Origin of the sequence: Singulisphaera chitinilytica, from assembly GCF_049331405.1 — a bacterium.
Classification (GTDB): domain Bacteria; phylum Planctomycetota; class Planctomycetia; order Isosphaerales; family Isosphaeraceae; genus PoT.
The window spans coordinates 3,584,227-3,606,154 of record NZ_CP186274.1; the positions used below are offsets into that span (position 1 = coordinate 3,584,227).

Below are 21,928 nucleotides of genomic sequence, written 5' to 3' on the forward strand. Positions count from 1 at the left end.
GGAGCTTCCGTGCTCGCGATCCGGTGCGAAATGGAATGCAAACGCCTTGATGGAAGGCGTCGTCGCGAGGCTTATTCTTTGGCCTTTTCCCTGGGCGGGGTCGGTTCCTGGGCCGGCAGGCCGATGGCCATGGCATAGGCGGTCGCATACGTCCGGCAGTGAGAGATGGAGAGGAGGATGTCGCCAACCCCCTTTTCGCGGGCGAACTCCTTGGCCGTCCCGCCGACGTGGACGCGAAGCTGCCCGTCGACCGTGTTGCGCACCTCGAGGTCCGTCCAGGCGACCCCCCGGCTCCAGCCCGTGCCGATTGCCTTGAGGATGGCTTCTTTCGCCGCCCAGAGGCCTGCGAAATGCTCGATGGCGTGCTTGCGGGATTGGCAGTAGCGAATCTCTCGCTCCGTATAAACGCGTCGCAAGAACAATTCGCCATGTTGTTCGATCATCTTGCCGATGCGAGGACATTCGATGATGTCGGTGCCGATCCCGAGGATGTGCATGCCTGTCTGGTTCCGAGGAAGAGGACCGCGATCGTTGTCACATCCAGTCTAAGTTTCCCTCCTTTCGTCGGAAAGCCTTTCCGTGATTGGATGAGGTCGAGCGACGTTGAGAGGTCCCGGGCATCCGTCGCGTAAATGGTTCGATCTTCCGGGTTTTGAACCCGGGCGACGCCGCGACGTCGCGAAGTCGGGTCGCGAGAGGGTAGGGGGGCGGCTATAATTCGACCTGGAATCGCGACGATGAAACCGGATCGTTGCATGACCGTTTCGTTTTCGATGCGTTCCCCCCTCACCCACGGAAATCCCGATGGCTTTGCTCGATGATTTGACCAAGCCGCAGCGAGCGGCCGTCACGCACGTCGACGGTCCCCTCTTGGTCTTGGCGGGCGCCGGGTCTGGCAAGACCCGCGTCATCACTCGACGAGTTGCCTACCTGCTCGGGCAAGGGATCCGGGGTGACCAGATCCTCGCGCTGACCTTCACGAACAAGGCCGCGGGGGAAATGCGGGAGCGTATCGAGGCCCTCGTGCCCAAGTCGGGGATCTGGGTCGGCACCTTCCACGGCCTCTGCGCCAGGCTCCTACGCTCCTACGCCCCGCTGGTCGGGATCGACCGATCCTTCACGATTTTCGACCAGGCCGATCGCCTTCGGGCCGTGAAGTCGGCAATGGAGCAGTTCCAGCTCGAAGGGGTGCCGGTCACGGCCGAGCGGATCGACTCCGCCATCAGCCGCGCCAAGAACGACCTCGTCACGCCCGAGATGTTCGCCAAGCGGGCGAGAGACGAGGTGGACACGGTCACGGCCAAGGTCTACGAGGCCTACCAGAAGCGGCTGAAGGAATGCGCGGCGGTCGACTTCGACGACCTGCTCGTCCACATCGTCACGATCCTCAAGACGAACCCCCAGGTCCGCGCGCAGCTCGACGCCAAGTTTCGCTACATCCTCGTCGACGAATATCAGGATACGAACCTCGCCCAGTACGCCATCATCCGGGCGCTGGCGACCGACGTGCCGAACCTCTGCGTGACGGGCGACCCGGACCAGTCGATCTACGGCTGGCGCGGGGCGAACCTGAGCAACATCCTCGAGTTCGAGCACGACTTCCCCGGCTGCAAGGTCGTGAAGCTCGAGCAGAACTACCGGAGCACGAAGAACATCCTCCAGGTGGCGGATCACCTGATTCGCTTCAATTCCAGGCGCAAGGCCAAGGCGCTCCTCACCGACAACCCCACGGGCGAGCCGATCGTCCTGACGGTCTACGGCTCGGAGACGGACGAGGCTCGCGGCGTGGCCTCGAAGATCGAGGAACTCGTCCGCGAAGGGGAGTTCGCCTATCGCGACATCGCGGTCTTCTGCCGCGTGACCGCCCTGACGCGGAACTTCGAAATGGCCTTCCGGGGGGCCAAGATCCCCTACCAGATCGTCGGAGGCCTCTCCTTCTACGAGCGTCAGGAAATCAAGGACGTCCTCGCCTACCTCAACCTCCTGGCGAACCCGAGGAACGACATCGCCTTCACGCGGGTCGTGAACGTGCCGCCCCGAGGCATCGGCAAGACGACCCTGGACCACCTGAGCGACCGAGCCCAGGCCCTCGGTTTGCCGCTCCTGGCGATGGCACGGCAGTCTTCCAACGTGCCTGGTCTCAAGGACAAGGCCGCCAGGAACCTCCGCGACTTCGGCCTGCTGATGGATGAGCTCGTCGCCCTCCGCGAGCATAGTGCCGAGGAGGTGACGCGCAAGCTCCTGAGCCTCAGCGGCTACCGCGACTTCATCGCGGCCGACGGCAAGGGGGACGGGGACGAACGCCTCGCCAACCTCGACGAATTGGTCTCGGCCGCCCGCGAGTTCGACCGCGAGCATCCGGGTGCCTCGATCATCGACTTCCTCGAGGAAATCAGCCTCGCCTCGTCGGTCGACCGCTGGAAGGACGACGCCGGGGCCGTCACCCTGATGACCCTCCACGCGGCCAAGGGGCTCGAGTTCCCCGTCGTCTTCGTCGTCGGCATCGAGCAGGGGATCTTGCCCCACTCCAGGGCCAACCAGGACGACAAGGAACTCGAGGAAGAGCGCCGACTGCTGTTCGTCGGGATCACCCGGGCGGAGCGGGAGTTGTACCTGAGCCACTGCCGGGTCCGCGAATTCCGGGGCCAGCGGCAGGCGACGATCCCCTCGCAGTTTCTCCGGGAGTTGCCCGAGGAGCCGTTGAAGGTGATCGACCTCACCGACGTCGTCTCGAGCTTCAGTGCAAACTCGCAGCCCTGGCGGCCTCCGGCGACGAACCGGCCCTCGCCCGCCGCGACGGCCCCCGGCGGGTTCCGCCTGATGACGGCCGCGGAGCTTGCAGGGGCGCAAACGAACTCGCCGAGCCTGAACGCCTTCCGGCCGGGCGTGTCTGTGCTTCATCCGCAGTACGGGATCGGTCGGATCGTCTCGATCGAAGGGGCCGGCGAGGGGCGGAAGGGGAAGATCGCCTTCGCCGTCGGGGGCGAGCGGACGTTCGTGCTGGCCAAGGCACCGCTCCGGCTCGTGACTTGACCCCGAAGAAGCCGACCGCAAAATATTGCGATGCCAAGATATTCGACATCGAGTGAAGGGATCTAAGCCGTGGCACCACGTCTGGGAGTCAACATCGATCACGTCGCCACGATCCGCCAGGCGCGAGGCGGGAATGAGCCCGACCCGGTCTGGGCCGCCGTGGTGGCCGAAGTGGGCGGGGCGGACGGGATCACGGTCCACCTCAGGGAAGACCGTCGGCACATCCAGGATCGCGACCTCCGATTGCTCCGCGAGACGGTCAAGGTCCGGCTCAACCTCGAGTCGTCGATCGACCCCGCCATCGTCGCCATCGCCCTGGAGACTCGTCCCGATCAGATCACGTTCGTCCCCGAGCGTCGGGCCGAGGTGACGACCGAAGGGGGACTCGACGTCATCGGCCAGCGCGATCGGGTCCGTGAAGCCGTCGAGCGCTGCCATGCGGCCAATCTCGAGGTCAGCCTCTTTATCGACCCCGATCCCGAGCAGGTCCGGGCCTCGGCCGCACTTGGGGTTCGAGCCATCGAGCTCCACACCGGCCGCTATGCCGATGCGCACGGCGAGGCCGAGCGTCATCATGAGCTCGCCGCGTTGACGCAGGCCGGCCAGGTCGCAGTCGCGCTCGGCCTGAACCTGCATGCGGGTCATGGTTTGAACTATCAGAATGTGGGACCCGTAGCTCAAATCGAGAAGATGATTGAGCTCAATATCGGCCATTCCATCGTTTCGAGGGCGGTCTTCGTCGGGCTTGAACGGGCCGTCCGGGAAATGAAAGGATGCCTTGACCGGTCGCGGATCGTCCGATTTGATTGAGCGTCTTGAGGATATGGTCTTCACACGGTCAATGCCGCTTCATTAGAATTTCAGCGATCTTCCAATAGAGGCGGTCATCCCCTACGATTCCCGGAGTGTTCGAATGCCCTCGAAGGGTCAGATGTTTGCTGGATGCACCGTGGCGCTTGTGACCCCCTTCCGCGAGGGCGAAGTAGACTACCCGGCTCTCAAAGAAGCGGTCGACTGGCAAATTGAGGCGGGCACGCCCATCATCAGCCCGGTCGGCACGACCGGCGAGTCGCCGACCCTCTCGCACGACGAGCACGAGCGCGTCATCGCGACGGTCATCGAGCGCGCGGCCGGGCGGGCGAAGGTCGTCCCCGGCACGGGGTCGAACGCGACCACCGAGGCCGTCCGGTTGACCAAGTTCGCCGCCAAGGCCGGCGCCGACGGTGCGCTGCTGGTTTCGCCATACTACAATCGCCCTTCGCAGGAAGGGTTGTATGCCCATTACGCGCAAATTGCCGAAAATGTTGATTTGCCGTTGATCCTTTACAACGTCCCCGGCCGCACGGGTCGGAACGTCGACCCCGAGACGGTCGAGAAGCTGGCGAAGCTCGGGCCCGTCGTCGCGGTCAAGGAAGCGAGTGGGTCGCTCGACCAGGTCAGCGACATCCTCGCTCGGACGAATCTCACCGTCCTCTCGGGCGACGATAGCCTCACCCTGCCCATGATGGCCGTGGGCGCCGAGGGGGTCATCTCGGTCGCGGCCAACCTCGTCCCCCGGGACCTGATCGGCCTCATCGAGGCCTTCAATCGCGGCGACCTCGCCGAAGCCCGTCGCATCCACCTCAAGCTCTTCCCCCTCTGCAAGGACCTCCTTTCCATCGCCGCCAACCCCATCCCGGTCAAGACCGCGATGGCGTTGCTCGGCCGCGGGAATGGCGAGTTCCGTCTGCCACTCTGCCCCCCCGATGCAAGCGGTCGTGAAGCTCTCCGGCGCAGCCTGGTACGCTACGGACTCATGGCGGAGGCAAAATAAATTCCCGTTCATCCCGGGCATGCTGTGATTGCCCGGGATGAGTCTTTGTGTATGATTCCTGTTTGTATGAGCGAGTCGAGCCAGAAAGCCGGCGTGTTCACGGTGCCGGCCGACCTCATCTCGAGGGTTTAGCGAGAGCGATCTCGTTCCGTTCCGTCCGTTCTTCCGTCGTCCATTCCCCCCCACAACGTGTTTCGAAGCGTGTCGTGCTCGTCGCGACCGCGCGTCTCTTCATTGGCAGGTCGGGCCCACCCGCCGTCCAATCCCGTACCCTTGCGCCTATCCCGCGGGGGCCCGCCCATCCGTCGTTTCGTTGTGGGTTTGCTCTTTATAGGTGTTCATCTCCATGTCGCGAAAGCCCGCCAAATCAGCTCCCCCTGCTAAAGCCCCTGCGACGACCCCGGAACCCCCGCCCGAGGTCTCGGATCAGGTCATTCGAGAACTCGCCCAGATCTTCAAGCTGCTGAGCGACGAGTCTCGCCTGCGGATCTTGTTCTACCTGACCCAGAACAGCGAACTGCACGTCACCGACCTCTGCAACCTGCTCGGCCAGACGCAACCCGCCGTCAGCCATCACCTGGCCCTCCTGCGCGTCTCGGGGCTCAACGAGTCCCGCCGCGAGGGTAAGCATAACTACTACAGCATCCGCACCGAGCACCTCGGCGATCTGCTGCACAGCGTCCTCTCGGCGACGGGCGACATTCCGAAAAAAATTCGCTTTCATGATTTCGTGCTGACCTATAACGGCGATTGACGGGAGCGGTCGCGAACCCCCGGCGAAGACCCTGGCCGGGGGTGGGCGCCGTCCAACCCTTGCGAGGTCCCGTCCCCAGCGGTCGGGACCTCGTCACGTGCCCGGCTCGAACCCCGGTTTTGCCCGTCGACATCGTGCGAAAGAACCGTGCAGAAGCCTTGAAGAGTCGGGCTTGACCACTTTTCGGCTTCCAGGCAGAATGCCGCCCGACGCTGGGTACCCCTATGTTCCGACTCTCTCCTGATCTTGGTGCTGGTGGCGCGGCTTGACGATGCCCGCACCGGGGTCGAATGGGAGGGCCTCGCGTGGTTTCCAAGGTTCACCGAAGGATCGGTGGGCCGGACGCGCCGAAGTAACAACCATCGACGGCGTGACCTTTCGACGATCTTGGGCCGCCCAGGCGGCCGGAAAACGGAGTGGATTCAATGGTCGTCTCCTCTCGCCTCTTCATCGCTGCGGGGCTAAGTTTCGTGGGGGTGGGGCTGCTGATCTCATCTTCGTTCGGGCAGGATAAAGACGCCGCCGTGCGTAAGACAGCGACTCGAGCCGCGGGCGCGAGCACGCCCCCGCCGGCCCCCGCTCCCCCGGTTTTCGGCTCGGTCGACGTGGGAGCTGTCTTCAAGGGCTACGATAAGGTCAGGGTTGTCAGCGAAGAGTTTCGCAGTTCGGTGATGAACAAGCGAAACGAGATCATGAAGTACGCCGCCGAGATGCAGACCGAGTCGGAGAAGCTCGCGAGGCTGACCCCGGGCAGCGTCGACGCCAAGAAGATCGAGAGCCACCTCACCGAGCTCAAGGCCAAGGGCGAGGCCGAGCGCGAGTCGGCCGAGCGTGACTTCTCGATGCGCGAAGCCGAGATGCTCGCCACGGTTTACAAGGAAATCCAGACGATGGTCTCCCGGGTCGCCAAGTACCGGGGCATGACCTACGTCCTCCGCGTCTCGAACGACCCGATCACCAACTCCGATCCTCGCTCGGCGATGACGGCAGTCGAGCGGACGGTGGTCTACGCCGACCCGACCAACGACATCACCAAGATGGTGATCACTCAGCTCAACGCCGAATACAAGGCGGCCTCCGGCGGTGCGATCCCGCAGCCGGCTGCCTCCCCGGCCCAGGCCCCGGCCGCCGCCTCGACGACGGCGCGGCCCCGCGGCAACTGAGTCGAAGCGGCGAAGGGCTTGCGGCCGAGGACGTCGGTCGCAAGCCCCGAATCAATGAACGTTATGACTGGCGGCGCACCGAGGCTCGATTTCTCGGCCGGCTTCGACGAAGAGGGTTCGACCGGATCTCGCGCAACAAGACAGGAAGTCTCGTAAGTAACCACTGGGATGTGGGAGGTCGGCACGGCATGGTCACAGCACGGCGGTTGCAGCGTACGATCGCCCGGGAAACCGAAGTCCGCGGTGTGGGTTACATCCAGGGACGCGACGTCTCGATCCGTTTCCGCCCCGCGGAGGCCGACGCCGGCGTCGTCTTCGTGCGGTCGGACCTGCCGGGCCAGCCCAGCGTCCCGGCGAAGATCCAGCACGTGATCCCCCGTCAGCGACGCACGACCATCCAGCAAGGCGAGGCCGTCGTCGAGATGGTCGAGCACGTGATGGCGGCCCTGTCGGGACTGCACATCGACAATTGCCGGGTCGAGATCGACGGGCCCGAGACCCCCGGATGCGACGGTTCGAGCAAGGCGTTCGTCGAGGCACTCAACGAGGCCGGCGTCGTCGAGCTCGACCGGGAACGCGAGACCCTCGTGATCGACAAGCCGATCACCGTCAGGAGCGGCCAGTCCACGCTGACGGCCTACCCGGGCGACGGCCTTGTCCTCTCCTATCAGCTCGACTACGGGGCCCACACCCCGATCGGTAGCCAGAGCCTCTTCGTCGACATCTCGCCGGAGTCGTTCCGCAAGGAACTGGCGTCGAGCCGGACGTTCCTCCTCGAGAACGAGGCCAAGTCCCTGCGCCAGGCGGGCATCGGCACGAGGACGACGGAGTCGGACCTTTTGATCTTCGGGCCGGACGGAGTCATCGGGAATACTCTCCGCTATCCCGATGAGTGCGTCAGGCACAAGATCCTCGACATGGTGGGCGACCTCGCCCTCCTGGCGAAGGATCTGAGCGGGCACGTCGTGGCGCATCGTTCGGGCCATCAGCTCAACGCGGAACTGGTCCGGAAGCTGATCGAGTCGGCCGAGGAAGAACGCAGGCCTAGCGGGCCCCTCGACATCCTCTCGATCATGAAGATCTTGCCACATCGTTATCCGTTCCTGCTCGTCGACCGGGTGCTCGAGCTGGAGCCCGGGCGTCGCGTGCTGGCGGTCAAGAATGTGAGCTGCAACGAGCCGTTCTTCCAGGGGCACTGGCCAGGACGGCCTATCATGCCCGGCGTCTTGATCGTCGAAGCGATGGCCCAGGCGGCGGGAATCCTGATCGCCAATCAGGTGAACCCCGAACGACGCTCCGCGCTGATCATTTCGATCGACGACGTTAAAATTCGCAAGTCCGTGGTCCCCGGGGATCAACTCCGCCTCGACATCACCTGCCTGCGGCTCAAGTCGAGCTCCGCGAATGTGCAGGGGGTGGCGATGGTGGACGACCAGGTTGCCGCGGAAGCGAAGATCCGTTTCATGATCGTGGAAGCCGAGCGTGCGGCCTGAGCCCCGAGGTAAGCCTCGTGGTCCGGACTTCATGCTCGAAGAGCGCCATGGATGGTGCTGGGTATCCCTCAAGGAATCGAGGACGAATTAAACATGGCCACGCAAATCGCTGATACGGCCTATGTCGATTCCCGAGCGGAGATCGGCGACGACGTCGAGATCGGCCCTTATTGCGTCGTGGGCCCTGACGTCAAGGTCGGTCGTGGGACGAGGCTGATCGGCCACGTCTGCCTGCTCGGCGTTACCGACGTGGGTGAGTACAACGTCATCAGCCCGTTCGCCGTCATCGGCGGCGACCCGCAGGACGTCTCGTACCACGGTGCGCCGACCCGGGTCGAGATCGGTAGCCACAACATCATCCGTGAAAACGTCACGGTGAACCGGGCGACCGAGAAGGAAGACGGCCTGACGCGGGTCGGCAGCCATAATTACCTGATGGCGGGTGCGCACGTCGCCCACGACTGCAAGCTCGGCGACCACATCACGATCGCCAACGGCACGATGCTCGGCGGGCACGTCCACGTCGAGTCGCACGCCAGCCTCTCCGGGGGCGTGGCCGTGCACCACTACGCGACGATCGGCGGCTACAGCTTCGTCGGCGGCCAGTCCCGGATCGTGCATGACGTCCCTCGATTCATGCTCGTGGACGGCAACCCGTCCAAGATCCGTTGCATCAACGTCGTCGGCCTGAAGCGTAACGGCATCAGCTCCGAGGGCATCGACGCCCTGCACGAGGCCCACCGCCTGATCTATCGGGCGAAGATGAGCGCCAAGCAGGCGTCCGACATCCTCGAGTCCCACGGACACCTTGGTCCCGAGGTGAAGAGCCTGCTCGACTTCATCCAGGCTCAGCAAGAAGGCAAGCACGGACGGGCCCGCGAACGCTGGAGAAAATCATGACGTCTCGCCTCAAGGCGGCGGTGATCGGTGTCGGACACCTGGGTCAGCACCACGCGCGCATCCTCGCGTCCATCCCCGAGGTGGAGCTGGTCGCGGTCTCCGATGCGCGCGTCGAGCAGGCCAAGCTCGTCGCCGAACGGGTTGGGACCGGCGTCGTCGCCGATTACCGCGAGTTGCTCGACCGAGTGGATCTGGTCTCGGTCGCCGTGCCGACGACCTATCACCGCGAGGTCGCCGGCGCCTTCTTGAGCCGGGGCATTCCCACGCTCATCGAGAAGCCGCTGGCCACCTCCCTCGAGGAGGCCGAGCAACTCGTCGCCCTCGCGAAGGCGAAGAACACGATCCTCCAGGTCGGCCACATCGAACGCTTCAACCCGGCGCTCTCGGCGCTCGAGGGCGTCCCGATGCGGCCCAAGTACATCTCGGCGGAGCGGCTCTCGACCTACACGTTCCGCTCGACGGACATCGGCGTCGTCCTCGACCTGATGATCCACGACATCGACCTCATCCTCTCGATGAACCCGACCCCGATCCGCAGCGTCTCCGCCGTCGGCGTGAGCGTCTTCGGTGGGCATGAGGACGTCGCCGACGCCCGCGTCGAGTTCGAGGATGGCTGCGTCGTCAACCTGACCGCGAGCCGGGCGAGCTTCCAGGCCGTCCGCAAGATGCGGCTCTGGGCCTCCGAAGGCTACGCCATGCTCGATTTTGCCACCAAGCAAGGGACCATCGTCCGGCCCTCCGAACAGCTCAGGGGCGGCGAGCTCGGCCTCAACGAGATCGACCTGACGCAGCCGGCCGCGGTGAAGGCCCACCTGTTCGGCAAGATTCTCCGCGTCGACCAGGTCCAGACAGAGGGCCGCGAGCCGCTTGCTCTCGAGCTCGAGGACTTCGTCAAGGCGGTCAAGGGCGCCTCGGCCCCTCGCGTGACGGGCGATGACGGGCTCCGCGCCATGAGGCTCGCCCACCAGATCCTCGACTGCATCAACTCGCACGAATGGGAAGGCATCCCGACGGGACCGATCGGCCCGCACCAGTTGCCGCAGCCCATCTCGGCCCAGTCCAGCGCCCTGCGAGGCCCCATCTCCTGGAGGCACCGCAACGCTCGCCAGGGGAACACGACCCCGTCGAATTCCTGAGGCAGGCCCAGGCTTGATCAGCGAGGATGCTTGTCCTCGGCCCGCGTTCCGATGATGGAGCCGGTCCGACCAAGCATCCGATCGAGCGAATCCGAGGTCTGGTAGACCAGGGCCTCGGGATAGTGCAGGTAAGGGTGGAAGTATTCAAAGGTCACGAAATCTTCATACCCGATCCCCTCGAGCGCATCGAGCACCGCGGGCCAGTTCGTGGTCCCGTCGAGCAGGGGCCGGAAGGATTCCAGGGAGTAGTCGGTCCCCTTCTTGGTGAACTCCTTGAAATGAACATTCTTGATGCGCTTGCCTAGCTCGGGGATCCAGTGCTCCGGGTACTGGAATAGCATGATGTTCCCCGTGTCGAAGTGGACGCGGACGTTCGGGCTCTGGAAGCTGTCGACGAACGCATTCATCTCCGCGGCCGTCGTCAGATATCCATTGAAGAAGATATTCTCGATGTTGAGAGAAACGCCCAGCTTCTCGGACTTGGGCACGAGCGAGCCGATCGCCTCGCGCGCCCTGCGGTCGCAGACGTCGAGCGGCACGACCTCGCGCTCGGGCAGCCAGGGGATCGCCACCGAGCCCGCGATGGTCAGCAGGTTGGGCGTCCCCAGGTCGTGCGCCGCCTCGATCATCTCGTTGGCCAGCTCGAGCCCGCGGGCTCGCCGGGCGGGGTCGTTGTCGGTGAGGGAGTTCGGCCAGTAGAGGAACGAGCAGAGGCCGCTGATCCGGATGCCGATCTGTTCGGCCATTTTGCGGATCGCCTGAAATTCGGCCGTGCCCGCCTTGGGGGAGAGGTCGTTGTCGAGGTCGTAGTTCAGCTCAACCCCGTCGAACCCGGCATCCTTGGCGAGTTGCAAACACTCCTTGAGCGACATCCGCTGCGGGTAGGGGAATGCCCAGAGGTTGATCGACTTGAGCATCCGATAGCGCTTAGGCGAGGCCCGGCGTGCATTGGCCTCGGGCTCGGCGCCCTTGGCTTCAATCTCGAGCGGTAGCATCGACCCGCCGGCCAGGGCGAGCGAGGTCCGGAACGCCGAACGGCGCGTGATCGGCGAGGGAGCGGCGGGTTCGTGAGCGTCGGGCATGTCACGTCTCCTTGAGCCAGGCATTCGAGATGCGTTTGCGCGTCGCGAATCCTGGCAGAAGGAGCTGTGCGACCTCGCCCTCGGGCCGGGAGTTAGACCGGCCGCGAAGGTTCGAGTCCATGCGGAATGAGCCGGATCAGGCCAGGATCGACTTCACGAGGTTGCCATGAACGTCGGTCAGGCGGAAGTCCCGGCCCTGGAACTTATACGTCAGCTTGGTGTGGTCGAGGCCGAGCAGGTGGAGGATCGTCGCCTGCAAATCGTGGACATGGACCGGGTCTTTGGTGATGTGGAAGCCGAGGTCATCGGTCTCGCCCATGACCACGCCCGGCTTCACGCCACCCCCCGCCAGCCACATGGTGAAGGCCTGTGGGTGATGGTCGCGGCCGAGGGTCCGTCCCAGGTTCGCATTCGACTCGACCATCGGCGTGCGGCCGAATTCGCCGCCCCAGACCACCAGGGTCTCGTTGAGCAGCCCGCGCTGCTTGAGGTCCTTGATCAGGGCTGCCGCCGCACGATCGGTCTGGCCGCACTGGGCTTTCAGGCCGCCGGCGACATCCGAGTGATGATCCCAGCCTTCGTGGTACAGGTTGATGAACCGGACTCCACGCTCGACCAGGCGGCGGGCGAGCAGGCAGTTATTGGCGAACGAGGACTTGCCCGGCTCGGCCCCGTAGAGTTCCAGCGTCTGACGGCTCTCGCCGCTCAGGTCCATGAGCTCCGGGGCGCTCGTCTGCATCCGATAGGCGAGCTCGTAGGAGGCGATACGGGTCTCGATTTCGGGGTCGCCGACCTCGTGCAGCCGCTTCTCGTTGAGGCTCCGGATCAGGTCCAGTGAATCGCGCTGAAGCTTGCCGTCGACCCCGTCGGGGTTGGCGACGTTGAGGATCGGGTCTCCCTTGGATCGGAAGGGGACGCCTTGATATGCCGTGGGCAAGAAGCCACTGCCCCAGTTGGCCGACCCGCCGCTGACGCCCGCCGCCGAGGAGAGCACCACGAAGCCGGGTAGATCCGCGGCCTCGCTACCCAGTCCGTAGGTGACCCACGAGCCCATGCTGGGGCGGCCGGGCAGAGAGGAGCCCGTATTCACGAAGATCTGGGCCGGGGCGTGGTTGAACTGGTCGGTGTGCATCGACTTGATGATCGCGATGTCATCCACGACCTCGGAGAGGCCGGGCAGCATCTCCGAAAGCTCGGCCCCCGAGCCGCCATGACGGGCGAACTTGAACGGCGAGGCCATCAGGTTCGCGTCGGGGCGGATGAAGGCGTATCGCTGATCCTTGACGACATCCGCGGGGACGGGCTTGCCGTCGTACTTCTGCAAAACGGGTTTGTGGTCGAAGAGGTCGAGCTGGCTCGGCGCACCCGCCATGAACAGGTAGATGACGTGCTTCGCTTTCGGCGCGTAGTGGGGCACCCTCGGGGCAAGCGGGTTCGTCACCGCGGCCCGGAGCTCGTTATTGAGCATGAGGCTGGCGAGCGCCATCTTGCCGACCCCGACGCCGCAGTCTCGGAAGAAGTGGCGACGGGTCTGGACCTGGAGCGGCGAAGCCCCTCGCTCATCGAGCTGGAACTGATCGCGAAAGGACATCGTTCACTCCTTCGTAATCGTCTCGTCGAGGTTCAACAAGGCCCGGGCCACCGTGGTCCACGTCGCCAGTTCATTCAGGTCCTTGGTCGCACGAGCCTTGTCTTGGTTCAGTCCCAGCACCTTGGCCGGGTCGAGGGCCTTGCCCTTGAACCGGTCGAGCTGACGATCGTGAAACGACCTCAGCAGGGCGAGTTCTTCGGCTTGCGGTGCCCGGCCCAGGCAGAGCCGCACCGCGTAGGTCATCCGCTCGTCGAGGCCGCCGGGAGCCTCGGCCAGGACCCGTTTCGCGAGTGCCCTCGAAGCTTCTACGTAGACGAGGTCGTTCAGGACCGTGAGGGCCTGGAGCGGGGTGTTGGATCGCTCGCGACGGACGCAAGTCGTCTCGGGCGTCGGGGCGTCCATGGTGGCGAACGCGGCGTAGGGGGCCGTGCGCTTGATGTGGGTATAGAGCCCGCGGCGGAACCGATCCGGGCCGTCGCTGGATTTCCAGGGGGCCTGCCCGTAGGCCAGGTTCGTCACGCCATCAGGCTGGGGCGGGAAGACGCTCGGGCCGCCGATCTTGGGCGTGAGCAGCCCGCTGACGCTCAGGGCGATGTCGCGGACGACCTCGGCCTCGACCCGGAAGCGGGGGCCTCGGGTGAGCAGGATGTTCTTGGGGTCGCGAGCCAGGTTTTCCGGGGTGACGTGCGAATCCTGGCGGTACGTGGCGCTCGTCACCATCAAGCGGTGCATGGCCTTCATGCTCCAGCCCTGGCGCTGGAATTCCAAGGCGAGCCAATCGAGCAACTCGGGGTGAGACGGGAGTTCGCCGCGAGTCCCGAAATCCTCGACGGTCGCCACCAGCCCTCGCCCGAAGAAGGACTGCCAGGCCTGATTCATGATGACGCGGGAGACGAGAGGGTTCCCTTCATCCGCGAGCCAGCGAGCGAAAGACAGGCGATCCTTGGGGGCGTCGGAGGGCAGGGGAGGCAGGACGGCCGGGACGTCGGGATTGACCTTCTCGGTCGGCTTGAGGAACTCGCCCCGCTTGTGGATGAACGTGTCCCTGGCGTGCGCCTGGGCACGCTCCTTCATCACCAGCGAGGTCGGGAATTGCGGCTCCGACTTCTCAAGTGCGGCGATCTTCTCGTTGTACTTGGCCAGATCCGGGGAGACTTCGAGGAAGTAGGCCTTGAGGCTCCGGGTTTCCTCACTCGTCCGCTCGACCAAGTCTTTCACGAGAACGGACTCGATCTCGGCCGGCACGCCCGACGCACGGACGGAGCCGCTGTCGCTGGTGAGTGAGATACGGAACCGGCCGATCGTCATCTGATGGATCCCCTCCTGACGGAGGGTCAGCTTGAGCGTCGTGGACCCGTTGCCCTTGATCGGCTCATTAAAGGCGAAGACGGCGGCGTGGGGCTTGCCGGTCTTGCCCCGGATCGTCCAGCCCGTGTCGGGCTTGTCGTCGATGGCCAGGGCCGCCGGGTGGTTCTCCTCGGAGTAATCCTCGGTTGCGCCCTGGATCTTCACCGGCTGTTCTTTGCCATCAACCACCTTGCCGATCGACAGGTCGGTAAGGATGAAGTCGCCGACCGAGTAGAGCGGGGCACGGCCTGGGCCGCCATCGGGGAGGCTGGCGTCGGGGAGGACTTCGAGCCGCATCCCGGTGATGTTCGCGAGGAAGGTCGGGATCTCGACCTCGTAGACGTCGTTGTTCGGCTTGTCGCCGCTGGCCAGGATCGAGAGGTCGTCCTGGACCTCCATTGTGGCGTGCTTCTTCGAGCGGACCTCGGAGGGTCGAACCGGCGTCCAGTGGAAGGCGGGGGTGTTCTTGATCCAATCGGAGAGCTTCGTCTCAAGGTGCTGGCGTCGCTTGGCCTCGACGGAGATAACGCCGGCAGACGGGTCCTCAGTCTGGTATCGGGCCGAGATGCGGAAGTGCCCCAGGACGTGCCTCGAGCCGAACTGCTGATCGAGTGTGAGGACGTATCGCGTCTTCCCGGCGAACGGGAGCCGATTCGCGGTCATGAAGGTCGCCGTCCGGTTCCGGTTCAGGTGGCCCGAGCCATCATCGATAGCCCAGCCGGTGTGCGTGTCGCCGTCGATCGCGCCGCGGACGTCGTAGCCGACCTGCGAGAAGTCGGCCGAGGCCTCGCGGAAGAGGATCGGGACCGGGGGCTCGTCCTTGCCAATCGGGCTGCCGGCGGCCTGGAACCCGGTGAGGACGAAGTTCCCGTGCGGCGTGCGGCCCGGCCCCTGGCGCGGGAGCGACGGGTCGGTCAGGGCTTCGAGCCGGATCGCTTTGAGATCCGAACGGTCGGATTCGAGGACGATGGTGTACGTGTCGGAGTCGGGGACCTCGCCCGTCGCGAGGACCGAGCCATCGGCCTGGATCTTGAGGCTTGTGCCTCGGGCCGAGTCCGCCTGGACGGGGCGGAGGGTCGCCCAGTTGTCCGATTCCGTCGGCAGGGGGAACTGGTTCTCGCGGTCGGCGATCAAGGCAGCGACCTTGGCTTCGACCTCGGATCGCTTGGCGGCGATGGCCGGGCTGGGGATCTCGAGGTCGGGCTCGTCGGCGTTGTTGAGGAACGCGAAGAGTTGGTAATACTCGCGCTGGGTGATCGGGTCGTACTTGTGCGTGTGGCACTGGGCACACTGGATCGTCAGGCCCAGCCAGACGGTTCCCGTGGTGGCGACGCGGTCGACGAGCGAGGCGAAGCGGAATTCCTCGACGTCGATGCCACCTTCCTCATTCACCATCGTGTTGCGATGGAAGCCGGTGGCGATGCGCTGGGAGGTCGTGGCGTTCGGGAGCAAGTCGCCCGCGATCTGCTCGATGGTGAACTGGTTGAAGGGCATGTCGGAGTTCAGGGCCTGGATGACCCAGTCGCGGTAGGGCCAGATCGAGCGGTCGCGGTCTTTCTCATAACCGTTCGTATCCGAGTAGCGGGCCCGGTCGAGCCAGCGACGGCCCCAGCGCTCGCCGTAATGCGGGGAAGCCAGGAGACGGTCGACGAGGGACTCGTAGGCGTCGGGTCGCTTGTCGGCCACGAAGGCGTCGACCTCAACCGGGGTCGGGGGGAGGCCGAGCAGGTCGAGATAGAGGCGGCGGATCAAGGTTGGTTTATCGGCCTCGCGCGAGGGGGCAAAGCCTTCTTTCTCGAGCTTGGCGAGGATGTACTGGTCGATCGGGTTGCGGGCCCAGCCGGCTTGCTTGACGGCGGGGCAGGGTTTCGCAACCGGCTTCTGGAAGGACCAGTGTGTGTTCGTCACTCGCTGGGCGCCGCCCTTGTCCTCGGGCCACTTGGCCCCCTGGTCGATCCAGGCCCGGAGCAGTCCGACCTCGTCCTCGGTGAGCGGCTTGCCGGCGCCTTCGGGGGGCATCGAGCCCTCGTCGTCGATCCCGGCGACCAGGCGGATCAGGTGACTCTCGGCGCTCTTGCCGGTTTCGAACGAGGGACCGGCGTCCCCGCCGGTCAGGGCGAGGTCGCGGCGGTGGAGAGCCAGACCCCCCTTCTGCTTCTCGGCCCCGTGGCACTTGTAGCAGCTCCTGGCGAAGATCGGCTTGATGTCGCGTTCGTAGTCGACCGGCCGGGATGCGGGGGGAGGAAGGTCATCGGCGGCGTCCTGGGCCCGCGCCTGGCTGGTCGACGAGCAGAGGCCGAATCCGAGGCAGGCCGCCAGCTTGAGCCCTGTCTGGAACGAGCGGACGCCGATTCGCATGGAAGACTCCCCGGAGCGTGATCTCACACGGACCTTCAGGCATGTACGTCCTGACTTCATGTCCTGTTCTCCCGATCTGGCAAGGCGCAGGCGCCCCATAGGTGCTCAAAAGGTCCGGAATCACCGCATCTGAGAAAATGGCAATGGGGGCTAGGTGGCAGGCCGACAGCAGGGCAGGGATCCGTTAGGATGCTCTCCATCAACGCGAGGTCACGACCATCCAACCCTCAAGACGAGCGCCTCCACGACCTTAGTCGGATGAGGGCTCGCGATCCTCGAGTTTGCGACCGACCACGTGGCCATGCGTTAAGGTGCGCCAGGATCGATAACCATTGGCTTCAGGATATCCTGAGCTTCACGGGAGCGAAAGCGGATGTTTTCGACGAGATACCTCGGCCTAATCCATGGGATGCTATTGGCGCTGATGGGAGTAACGCTCTCGGCCGCCGAGCCCGCCGCGAATCCCAGCAATTCCGCCGCCCCCTCCGAGGCAGCGAACCTACCCATCCCTTCGGCTGAAGCGCCCAGGAAAATGACCCTGCCCGAAGGGTTCCAGGTCTCGCTTTTCGCCTCCGAGCCGGACGTGCGTCAGCCGATCGCGTTCACGATCGACCCCCGGGGTCGCCTCTGGGTTGCCGAGAGCTTTTCCTACCCCTACTGGCTCCAGGCGGCCACGGAACCCGACCGGATCATCATCCTGGAGGATTCGAACAACGACGGGAAATATGACAAGCGGACGATCTTCTGGGACCGCGGCGGCAAGGTCTCGAACATCTCGGGCCTGGCCTACGGCTTCGGTGGCGTCTGGATCTGCGCGACCCCCAACCTCCTTTTCGTTCCGGACCGCGACCACGACGACAAGCCGGATGGCGAGCCCGAGATCGTGCTCGACGGCTGGGACGTCAAGGGACAGCACAACATCTTCAACGGCCTGAACTGGGGCCCGGACGGCTGGCTCTACGGCCTCAATGGCATCCTCTCGAATAGCAACGTCGGCAAGCCGGGCACACCGGATGCGCAGCGGGTCCCCATCAACTGCGGCGTCTGGCGGCTCCATCCGACCCGAAAGATCTTCGAGGCCGTCGCGCACGGGACGACAAATCCCTGGGGGCTCGACTTCGACGACTACGGCGAGGCGTTCATCACCAACTGCGTGATCCCGCACCTCTTCCGCGTCATCCCGGGGGCCCACTTCCAGCGGATGTTCGGCCCCGACATGATGCCGCACAGCTACGGCCTGCTCGAGACCTGCGCCGACCACATCCACTGGGCGGGCGGGCACTGGACCGACTCACGCGGCGGCAAGGGGAAGCACGGCGAGACGGGGGGCGGCCACGCCCACGTCGGGGCGATGGTCTACCTTGGCGATAACTGGCCAGACCGCTATCGCAACTCGGTCTTCACCTGCAACATCCACGGCCACCGCATTAATCATGACTCGCTCGAACCGAGCGGGTCGAGCTACGTCGCGAAGCACGAGAAGGATTTCCTCTTCGCCAACGACGACTGGTTTCGCGGCCTTGAATTGAAGTACGGGCCCGACGGATCCGTCTTCCTCACCGACTGGTCGGACACCGGCGAGTGTCACGAGACCGACGCCGATCTCTCGCACCGCGAGAATGGCCGCATTTACAAGATCTCGTACGGGACGCCGAAGCCGGTCAAGGTGGACCTTGAAAGCCTGCCGGATGACGAACTCGTGAAGCTACAACTCCACAAGAACGACTGGTATGACCGCAACGCGCGTCGGATCTTGCAGGAGCGGACCGTCGCCGGCAAGGACATGGCCGTCGCCCATAAGGCTCTCTGGTCGATCCTCGAGACCAATCCCGAGACGACCCGGAAGCTTCGAGCCCTCTGGGCCCTCTACGTCACGAACGGCCTGAACGAGGAGTCGCTCGCCAAACTGCTCGCCAATGCTGACGCCCACGTCCGTTACTGGTCGATTCGCCTCCTCGTCGACCTCTCGACCCCCTCGGCCTCGACCCTTGCCACGTTCGCCAAGCTCGCCAAGGACGACCCTTCGCCGCTCGTCCGCCTTGGGCTCGCGGTGGCCTTGCAGCGGATCGCCCTGGAAGCTCGCTGGCCGATCGCCCAGGCCTTGCTCGCCCACGAGGAAGATACCCGCGACTCCTATCTCCCCCTCATGGACTGGTACGGGACCGAGGCGCTCGTCCCCACGGACAAGGCCCGCTCGGTGTCTCTCCTGGCAGGGACGAAGATCCCGGTCGTGCGGCAATACGTCGCGCGTCGCCTGGTCCTTGCCGACGACCAACCGGCCAGCGTGAACGCGAAGGATACGAGCAAGGGTTTGGATCTGCTGCTCCAACTCCTCGTCAACCAGGAGGATTCCTCCGTCCAGAGCGACGTGCTCGGCGGCATCTTCGACGCACTCCGCGGTCGTAAGGGACTCCCTGTGCCTTCGACCTGGGGCCAGGTTTTCGCCAAGCTCGCCAAGTCGCCGGACAAGAAGGTGCGCGACCAGACGATCCTGCTCGCCTTGCTCTTCGACGATCCCCAGGCCATCGCACTGCTGAAGTCGACGGTCGAGGACCGGAAGACCCCCGCCGAGGAGCGTCGCAATGCCCTCGCGGCCCTCGTGGAGAAACGGGTCGCCGGCCTCGCGCCCATGCTCCAGGCCCTCATCGTCGATAAGGATGTGCGTGGCGTGGCACTCAAGGGACTGGCATCCTACGATGAGGCCTCGACTCCCGAGCTCATCCTCAAGCACCTGCCGGAGTTCGACAGCACTGATCGGGCCGACGCCGTGAACACGCTGGCGTCGCGTTCGACTTTCGCGAAGGCGCTGATCGATGGACTCGCGAAGGGCACCCTGACCCGTCAGGACATGAACGCCTCGATCGCCAGGCAGATCCACGCGTTCAACGACAAGGCGCTCTCGGCCTCGCTCGAGAAGCTCTGGGGTGCAGTGCGGCCGACCTCCCAGGAGAAGGCCACCCTCATCGCCAAGTACAAGAACCTCCTGACCCCCGACCAGTTGAAGGGCTCGGACGGATCCAGGGGCCGCGAGGTCTTCAACCGCTCGTGCGCCCAGTGCCATAAACTCTTCGATGCGGGGGGCAATGTCGGACCCGAGCTCACCGGGTCGGACCGGGGCAACGTCGACTATCTGCTCGAGAACATCCTGGATCCGAGCGCCACGGTCGGCCGGGATTTCAAGTTGACCCTGGTGTCGACGAACGACGGGCGGCTCATCTCCGGGATCATCCGCGAACAGACGGATAAGACTCTCGTGATCCAGACGGTCAACGAACGCCTGCTCATCCCTCGCGAGGAGATCGAGGAGATGAAGGGTTCGGATGCGTCAATGATGCCCGAAGGAGCCCTGGAGACCCTCACCTCCCAGGAAATTCGCGACCTCATCACGTACCTCACCGGCAAGACGCAGGTCCCGATCGCGAAATGATCGTGGCCGTCGAATCGGCGATCATGGCGTGACGTACGCAAACCGAGATGGGCGAGGCGATGTCTGATGACATCGCCTCGCCCATCGGCTATTTCGAAGGCTTGAGCCGGGGCTCTCGCCGCTCACCCGATCTCGGCGAGGATCTCTCCAATGCTCTGGTCGAGGATGGCGATCATCTCCCGGATCTGCTCGGCCGTGACGATCAGGGCCGGCCCGAAGGCGATCCAGTGCGTGTCGAACCGGCAGAGGAGGCCGTGTTCCAGGGCGCGACGGCCGACCCTGACGCCGAAATTGACTTCGCTCGGGAACCGCTGCTTCGTCTTCGGGTCTCGCGAAAACTCGATGGCCTGGAAGAGCCCTTTGCCGCGGATGTCGCCGACGATCCCGTACTTCTCGGCGATCCCGACGAACCCCGCGCGGAGGTTCTCACCCTGGACCCGGGCGTTCCCGCAGAGGTCTTTCTCGAGGATCTCCTTGAGGACGGCGATCCCGGCCGCGCACGAGATGGGGTTCCCCTCGAACGTGTGCCCCTCGACGAAGCCGGGGTTCTCGGAGATCGGACCCCAGAAGGCCTCGGCGATCGACTCGCGGCAGATCATCGCCGAAATGGGTGCGTAGCCGCCGCTCATCCCCTTGGCGATGCAGAGGACGTCGGGGGTGACGCCGAAGGTCTCGGCCGCGAAGAGCTGACCGGTGCGTCCGATGCCGGTGATGATCTCGTCGAAGATCAAGAGGATGTTGTGGCGGTCGCAGATCTCCCGGAGGAGGGGCAAATACTCCTCGGGCGGGTCGATGAGGCCGCCGGTGTGGCCGATCGGCTCGACCATGATCGCCGCGACGGTCGACGGATCCTCCATGTCGATCACGTCCTCGACGATCGTGGCGCAGGTGATGTCGCAACTCGGATACGTCTTGCCGAACGGGCATCGGTAGCAGGTCGGCGGGAAGACGTGGAGGAACCCTGGTGCCAGGGGCTCGTTCACTGTCTTGCGCGACTTCAGGCCGGAGGCCGAGAGCGAGCCCAGGGTCGAACCGTGCCAGGATTGGTATCGGCTGATAATCTTATATTTTCCGGGCGAACCCGTGAGCTTGTGATACTGCCGGGCCAGCTTGATCGCGGCCTCGGTGACCTCCGAGCCGCCGCACTGGAATTTCACGGCCGAGAGGTCGCCGGGCGCCAGTTCGGCCAATAGGTTGGCGAGCTGGATGGCAACCGGGTTGGTGCCGTGCATCGGCGGAGAGAACGTCAGGATGTCGAGCTGCTTCTTGATGGCGTCGATGACGTTCCGATTGTTGTGGCCGACGGAGGCCACGTAGATGCCCGAGAGGGCGTCGAGGTAGCGCTTGCCGTTAACGTCCCAGTAATGGAGCCCGTCCGACTTCGCCATGATCAGGGGAGACTTGGACCACTCCGCCATCTGGTCTCGAACGAAGATGTGGCGGAGGAACGACTCCTCGGTCGTCTGGGCCTCGGCGATGAGGTCGGGCAGGACGGATGAACTCATGAAACGTTCCTCAACGGCCACGGGGCCATGCAAGGGCGAGACATCCAATGCGCCCACGCCGACGGGAGCCAGGGGCGACCCCGCCATCGTCGAGGGCAAGCCGGATTGTCGATCGACGACAAGTCCAATCACCGCGGCCGACGCCGCCGCGTCACGAGTCGTGAAAAGAAGTTAACCGGAATTGGTACTCCAGGAAACGCCCGTTTCTCGTGTTCGTGTATTAAGGAATTCGATTCTTCGGCGTGGAGGGCGTCGGTAAGTCCTCGACCCGGGGCTTTCGAGCGACTAGATTGGTGTCCATAGTGCGATACCCTCCTCGCAAGTAA

At 64.7% G+C, this 21,928-nt stretch carries 14 protein-coding genes; 9 read left to right on the top strand and 5 right to left on the bottom strand.

Annotation, left to right across the window (positions count from 1 at the left end):
* Positions 1-71: 71 nt before the first annotated feature.
* Complete coding sequence (gene acpS / locus ACOYYX_RS14480; RefSeq protein ID WP_422930613.1) at positions 72-497, bottom strand: holo-ACP synthase; 426 nt, start codon at positions 495-497, stop codon at positions 72-74.
* 307 nt (positions 498-804) lie between these two features.
* Between acpS and ACOYYX_RS14485 the strand changes: the two genes are divergently transcribed.
* From ACOYYX_RS14485 to ACOYYX_RS14520, 8 genes are all read left to right on the top strand, one after another.
* Positions 805-3,033, top strand: a complete 2,229-nt coding sequence (locus ACOYYX_RS14485) for an ATP-dependent helicase (protein ID WP_422930614.1) — start codon at positions 805-807, stop codon at positions 3,031-3,033.
* 69 nt (positions 3,034-3,102) lie between these two features.
* Complete coding sequence (locus tag ACOYYX_RS14490) at positions 3,103-3,843, top strand: pyridoxine 5'-phosphate synthase (RefSeq protein WP_422930615.1); 741 nt, start codon at positions 3,103-3,105, stop codon at positions 3,841-3,843.
* Between the two features lie 103 nt (positions 3,844-3,946).
* Complete coding sequence (gene dapA, locus ACOYYX_RS14495; protein WP_422930616.1) at positions 3,947-4,846, top strand: 4-hydroxy-tetrahydrodipicolinate synthase; 900 nt, start codon at positions 3,947-3,949, stop codon at positions 4,844-4,846.
* 346 nt (positions 4,847-5,192) lie between these two features.
* Entirely contained in the window at positions 5,193-5,600 is a 408-nt protein-coding gene (locus tag ACOYYX_RS14500) for an ArsR/SmtB family transcription factor (protein WP_422930617.1), read from the top strand.
* A gap of 425 nt (positions 5,601-6,025) precedes the next feature.
* Entirely contained in the window at positions 6,026-6,763 is a 738-nt protein-coding gene (locus ACOYYX_RS14505; protein WP_422930618.1) for an OmpH family outer membrane protein, read from the top strand.
* 188 nt (positions 6,764-6,951) lie between these two features.
* Complete coding sequence (gene lpxC / locus ACOYYX_RS14510) at positions 6,952-8,256, top strand: UDP-3-O-acyl-N-acetylglucosamine deacetylase (protein WP_422930619.1); 1,305 nt, start codon at positions 6,952-6,954, stop codon at positions 8,254-8,256.
* A 93-nt stretch (positions 8,257-8,349) separates the two neighbouring features.
* Positions 8,350-9,156, top strand: a complete 807-nt coding sequence (gene lpxA / locus ACOYYX_RS14515) for an acyl-ACP--UDP-N-acetylglucosamine O-acyltransferase (RefSeq protein ID WP_422930620.1) — start codon at positions 8,350-8,352, stop codon at positions 9,154-9,156.
* Positions 9,153-10,292 carry a Gfo/Idh/MocA family oxidoreductase gene (locus ACOYYX_RS14520; protein ID WP_422930621.1) on the top strand — a complete coding sequence of 380 codons (1,140 nt, stop codon included), beginning with the start codon at positions 9,153-9,155 and terminating at the stop codon, positions 10,290-10,292. The genes lpxA and ACOYYX_RS14520 overlap by 4 nt, the downstream gene beginning before the upstream one ends.
* 17 nt (positions 10,293-10,309) lie before the next feature.
* Here ACOYYX_RS14520 and ACOYYX_RS14525 read toward each other — a convergent pair whose 3' ends face one another.
* The 3 genes from ACOYYX_RS14525 to ACOYYX_RS14535 all read right to left on the bottom strand — a co-directional run bounded on the left by ACOYYX_RS14525 (position 10,310) and on the right by ACOYYX_RS14535 (position 16,670).
* A complete protein-coding gene (locus tag ACOYYX_RS14525; RefSeq protein WP_422930622.1) occupies positions 10,310-11,374 on the bottom strand; it encodes a sugar phosphate isomerase/epimerase family protein in 1,065 nt (354 codons plus the stop codon).
* Between the two features lie 136 nt (positions 11,375-11,510).
* Positions 11,511-12,965 (bottom strand): DUF1501 domain-containing protein, encoded by a 1,455-nt coding sequence (locus ACOYYX_RS14530; RefSeq protein ID WP_422930623.1) that lies wholly within the window; start codon positions 12,963-12,965, stop codon positions 11,511-11,513.
* A gap of 3 nt (positions 12,966-12,968) precedes the next feature.
* Positions 12,969-16,670 (bottom strand): PSD1 and planctomycete cytochrome C domain-containing protein, encoded by a 3,702-nt coding sequence (locus ACOYYX_RS14535; protein WP_422930624.1) that lies wholly within the window; start codon positions 16,668-16,670, stop codon positions 12,969-12,971.
* 373 nt (positions 16,671-17,043) lie between these two features.
* Between ACOYYX_RS14535 and ACOYYX_RS14540 the strand changes: the two genes are divergently transcribed.
* Positions 17,044-20,097 (top strand): PVC-type heme-binding CxxCH protein, encoded by a 3,054-nt coding sequence (locus ACOYYX_RS14540; RefSeq protein ID WP_422930625.1) that lies wholly within the window; start codon positions 17,044-17,046, stop codon positions 20,095-20,097.
* Positions 20,098-20,219: 122 nt separating this feature from the next.
* Here ACOYYX_RS14540 and ACOYYX_RS14545 read toward each other — a convergent pair whose 3' ends face one another.
* Positions 20,220-21,602, bottom strand: coding sequence for an aspartate aminotransferase family protein (locus ACOYYX_RS14545; RefSeq protein ID WP_422930626.1), 1,383 nt, complete (start codon positions 21,600-21,602; stop codon positions 20,220-20,222).
* Between the last annotated feature and the right edge of the window lie 326 nt (positions 21,603-21,928).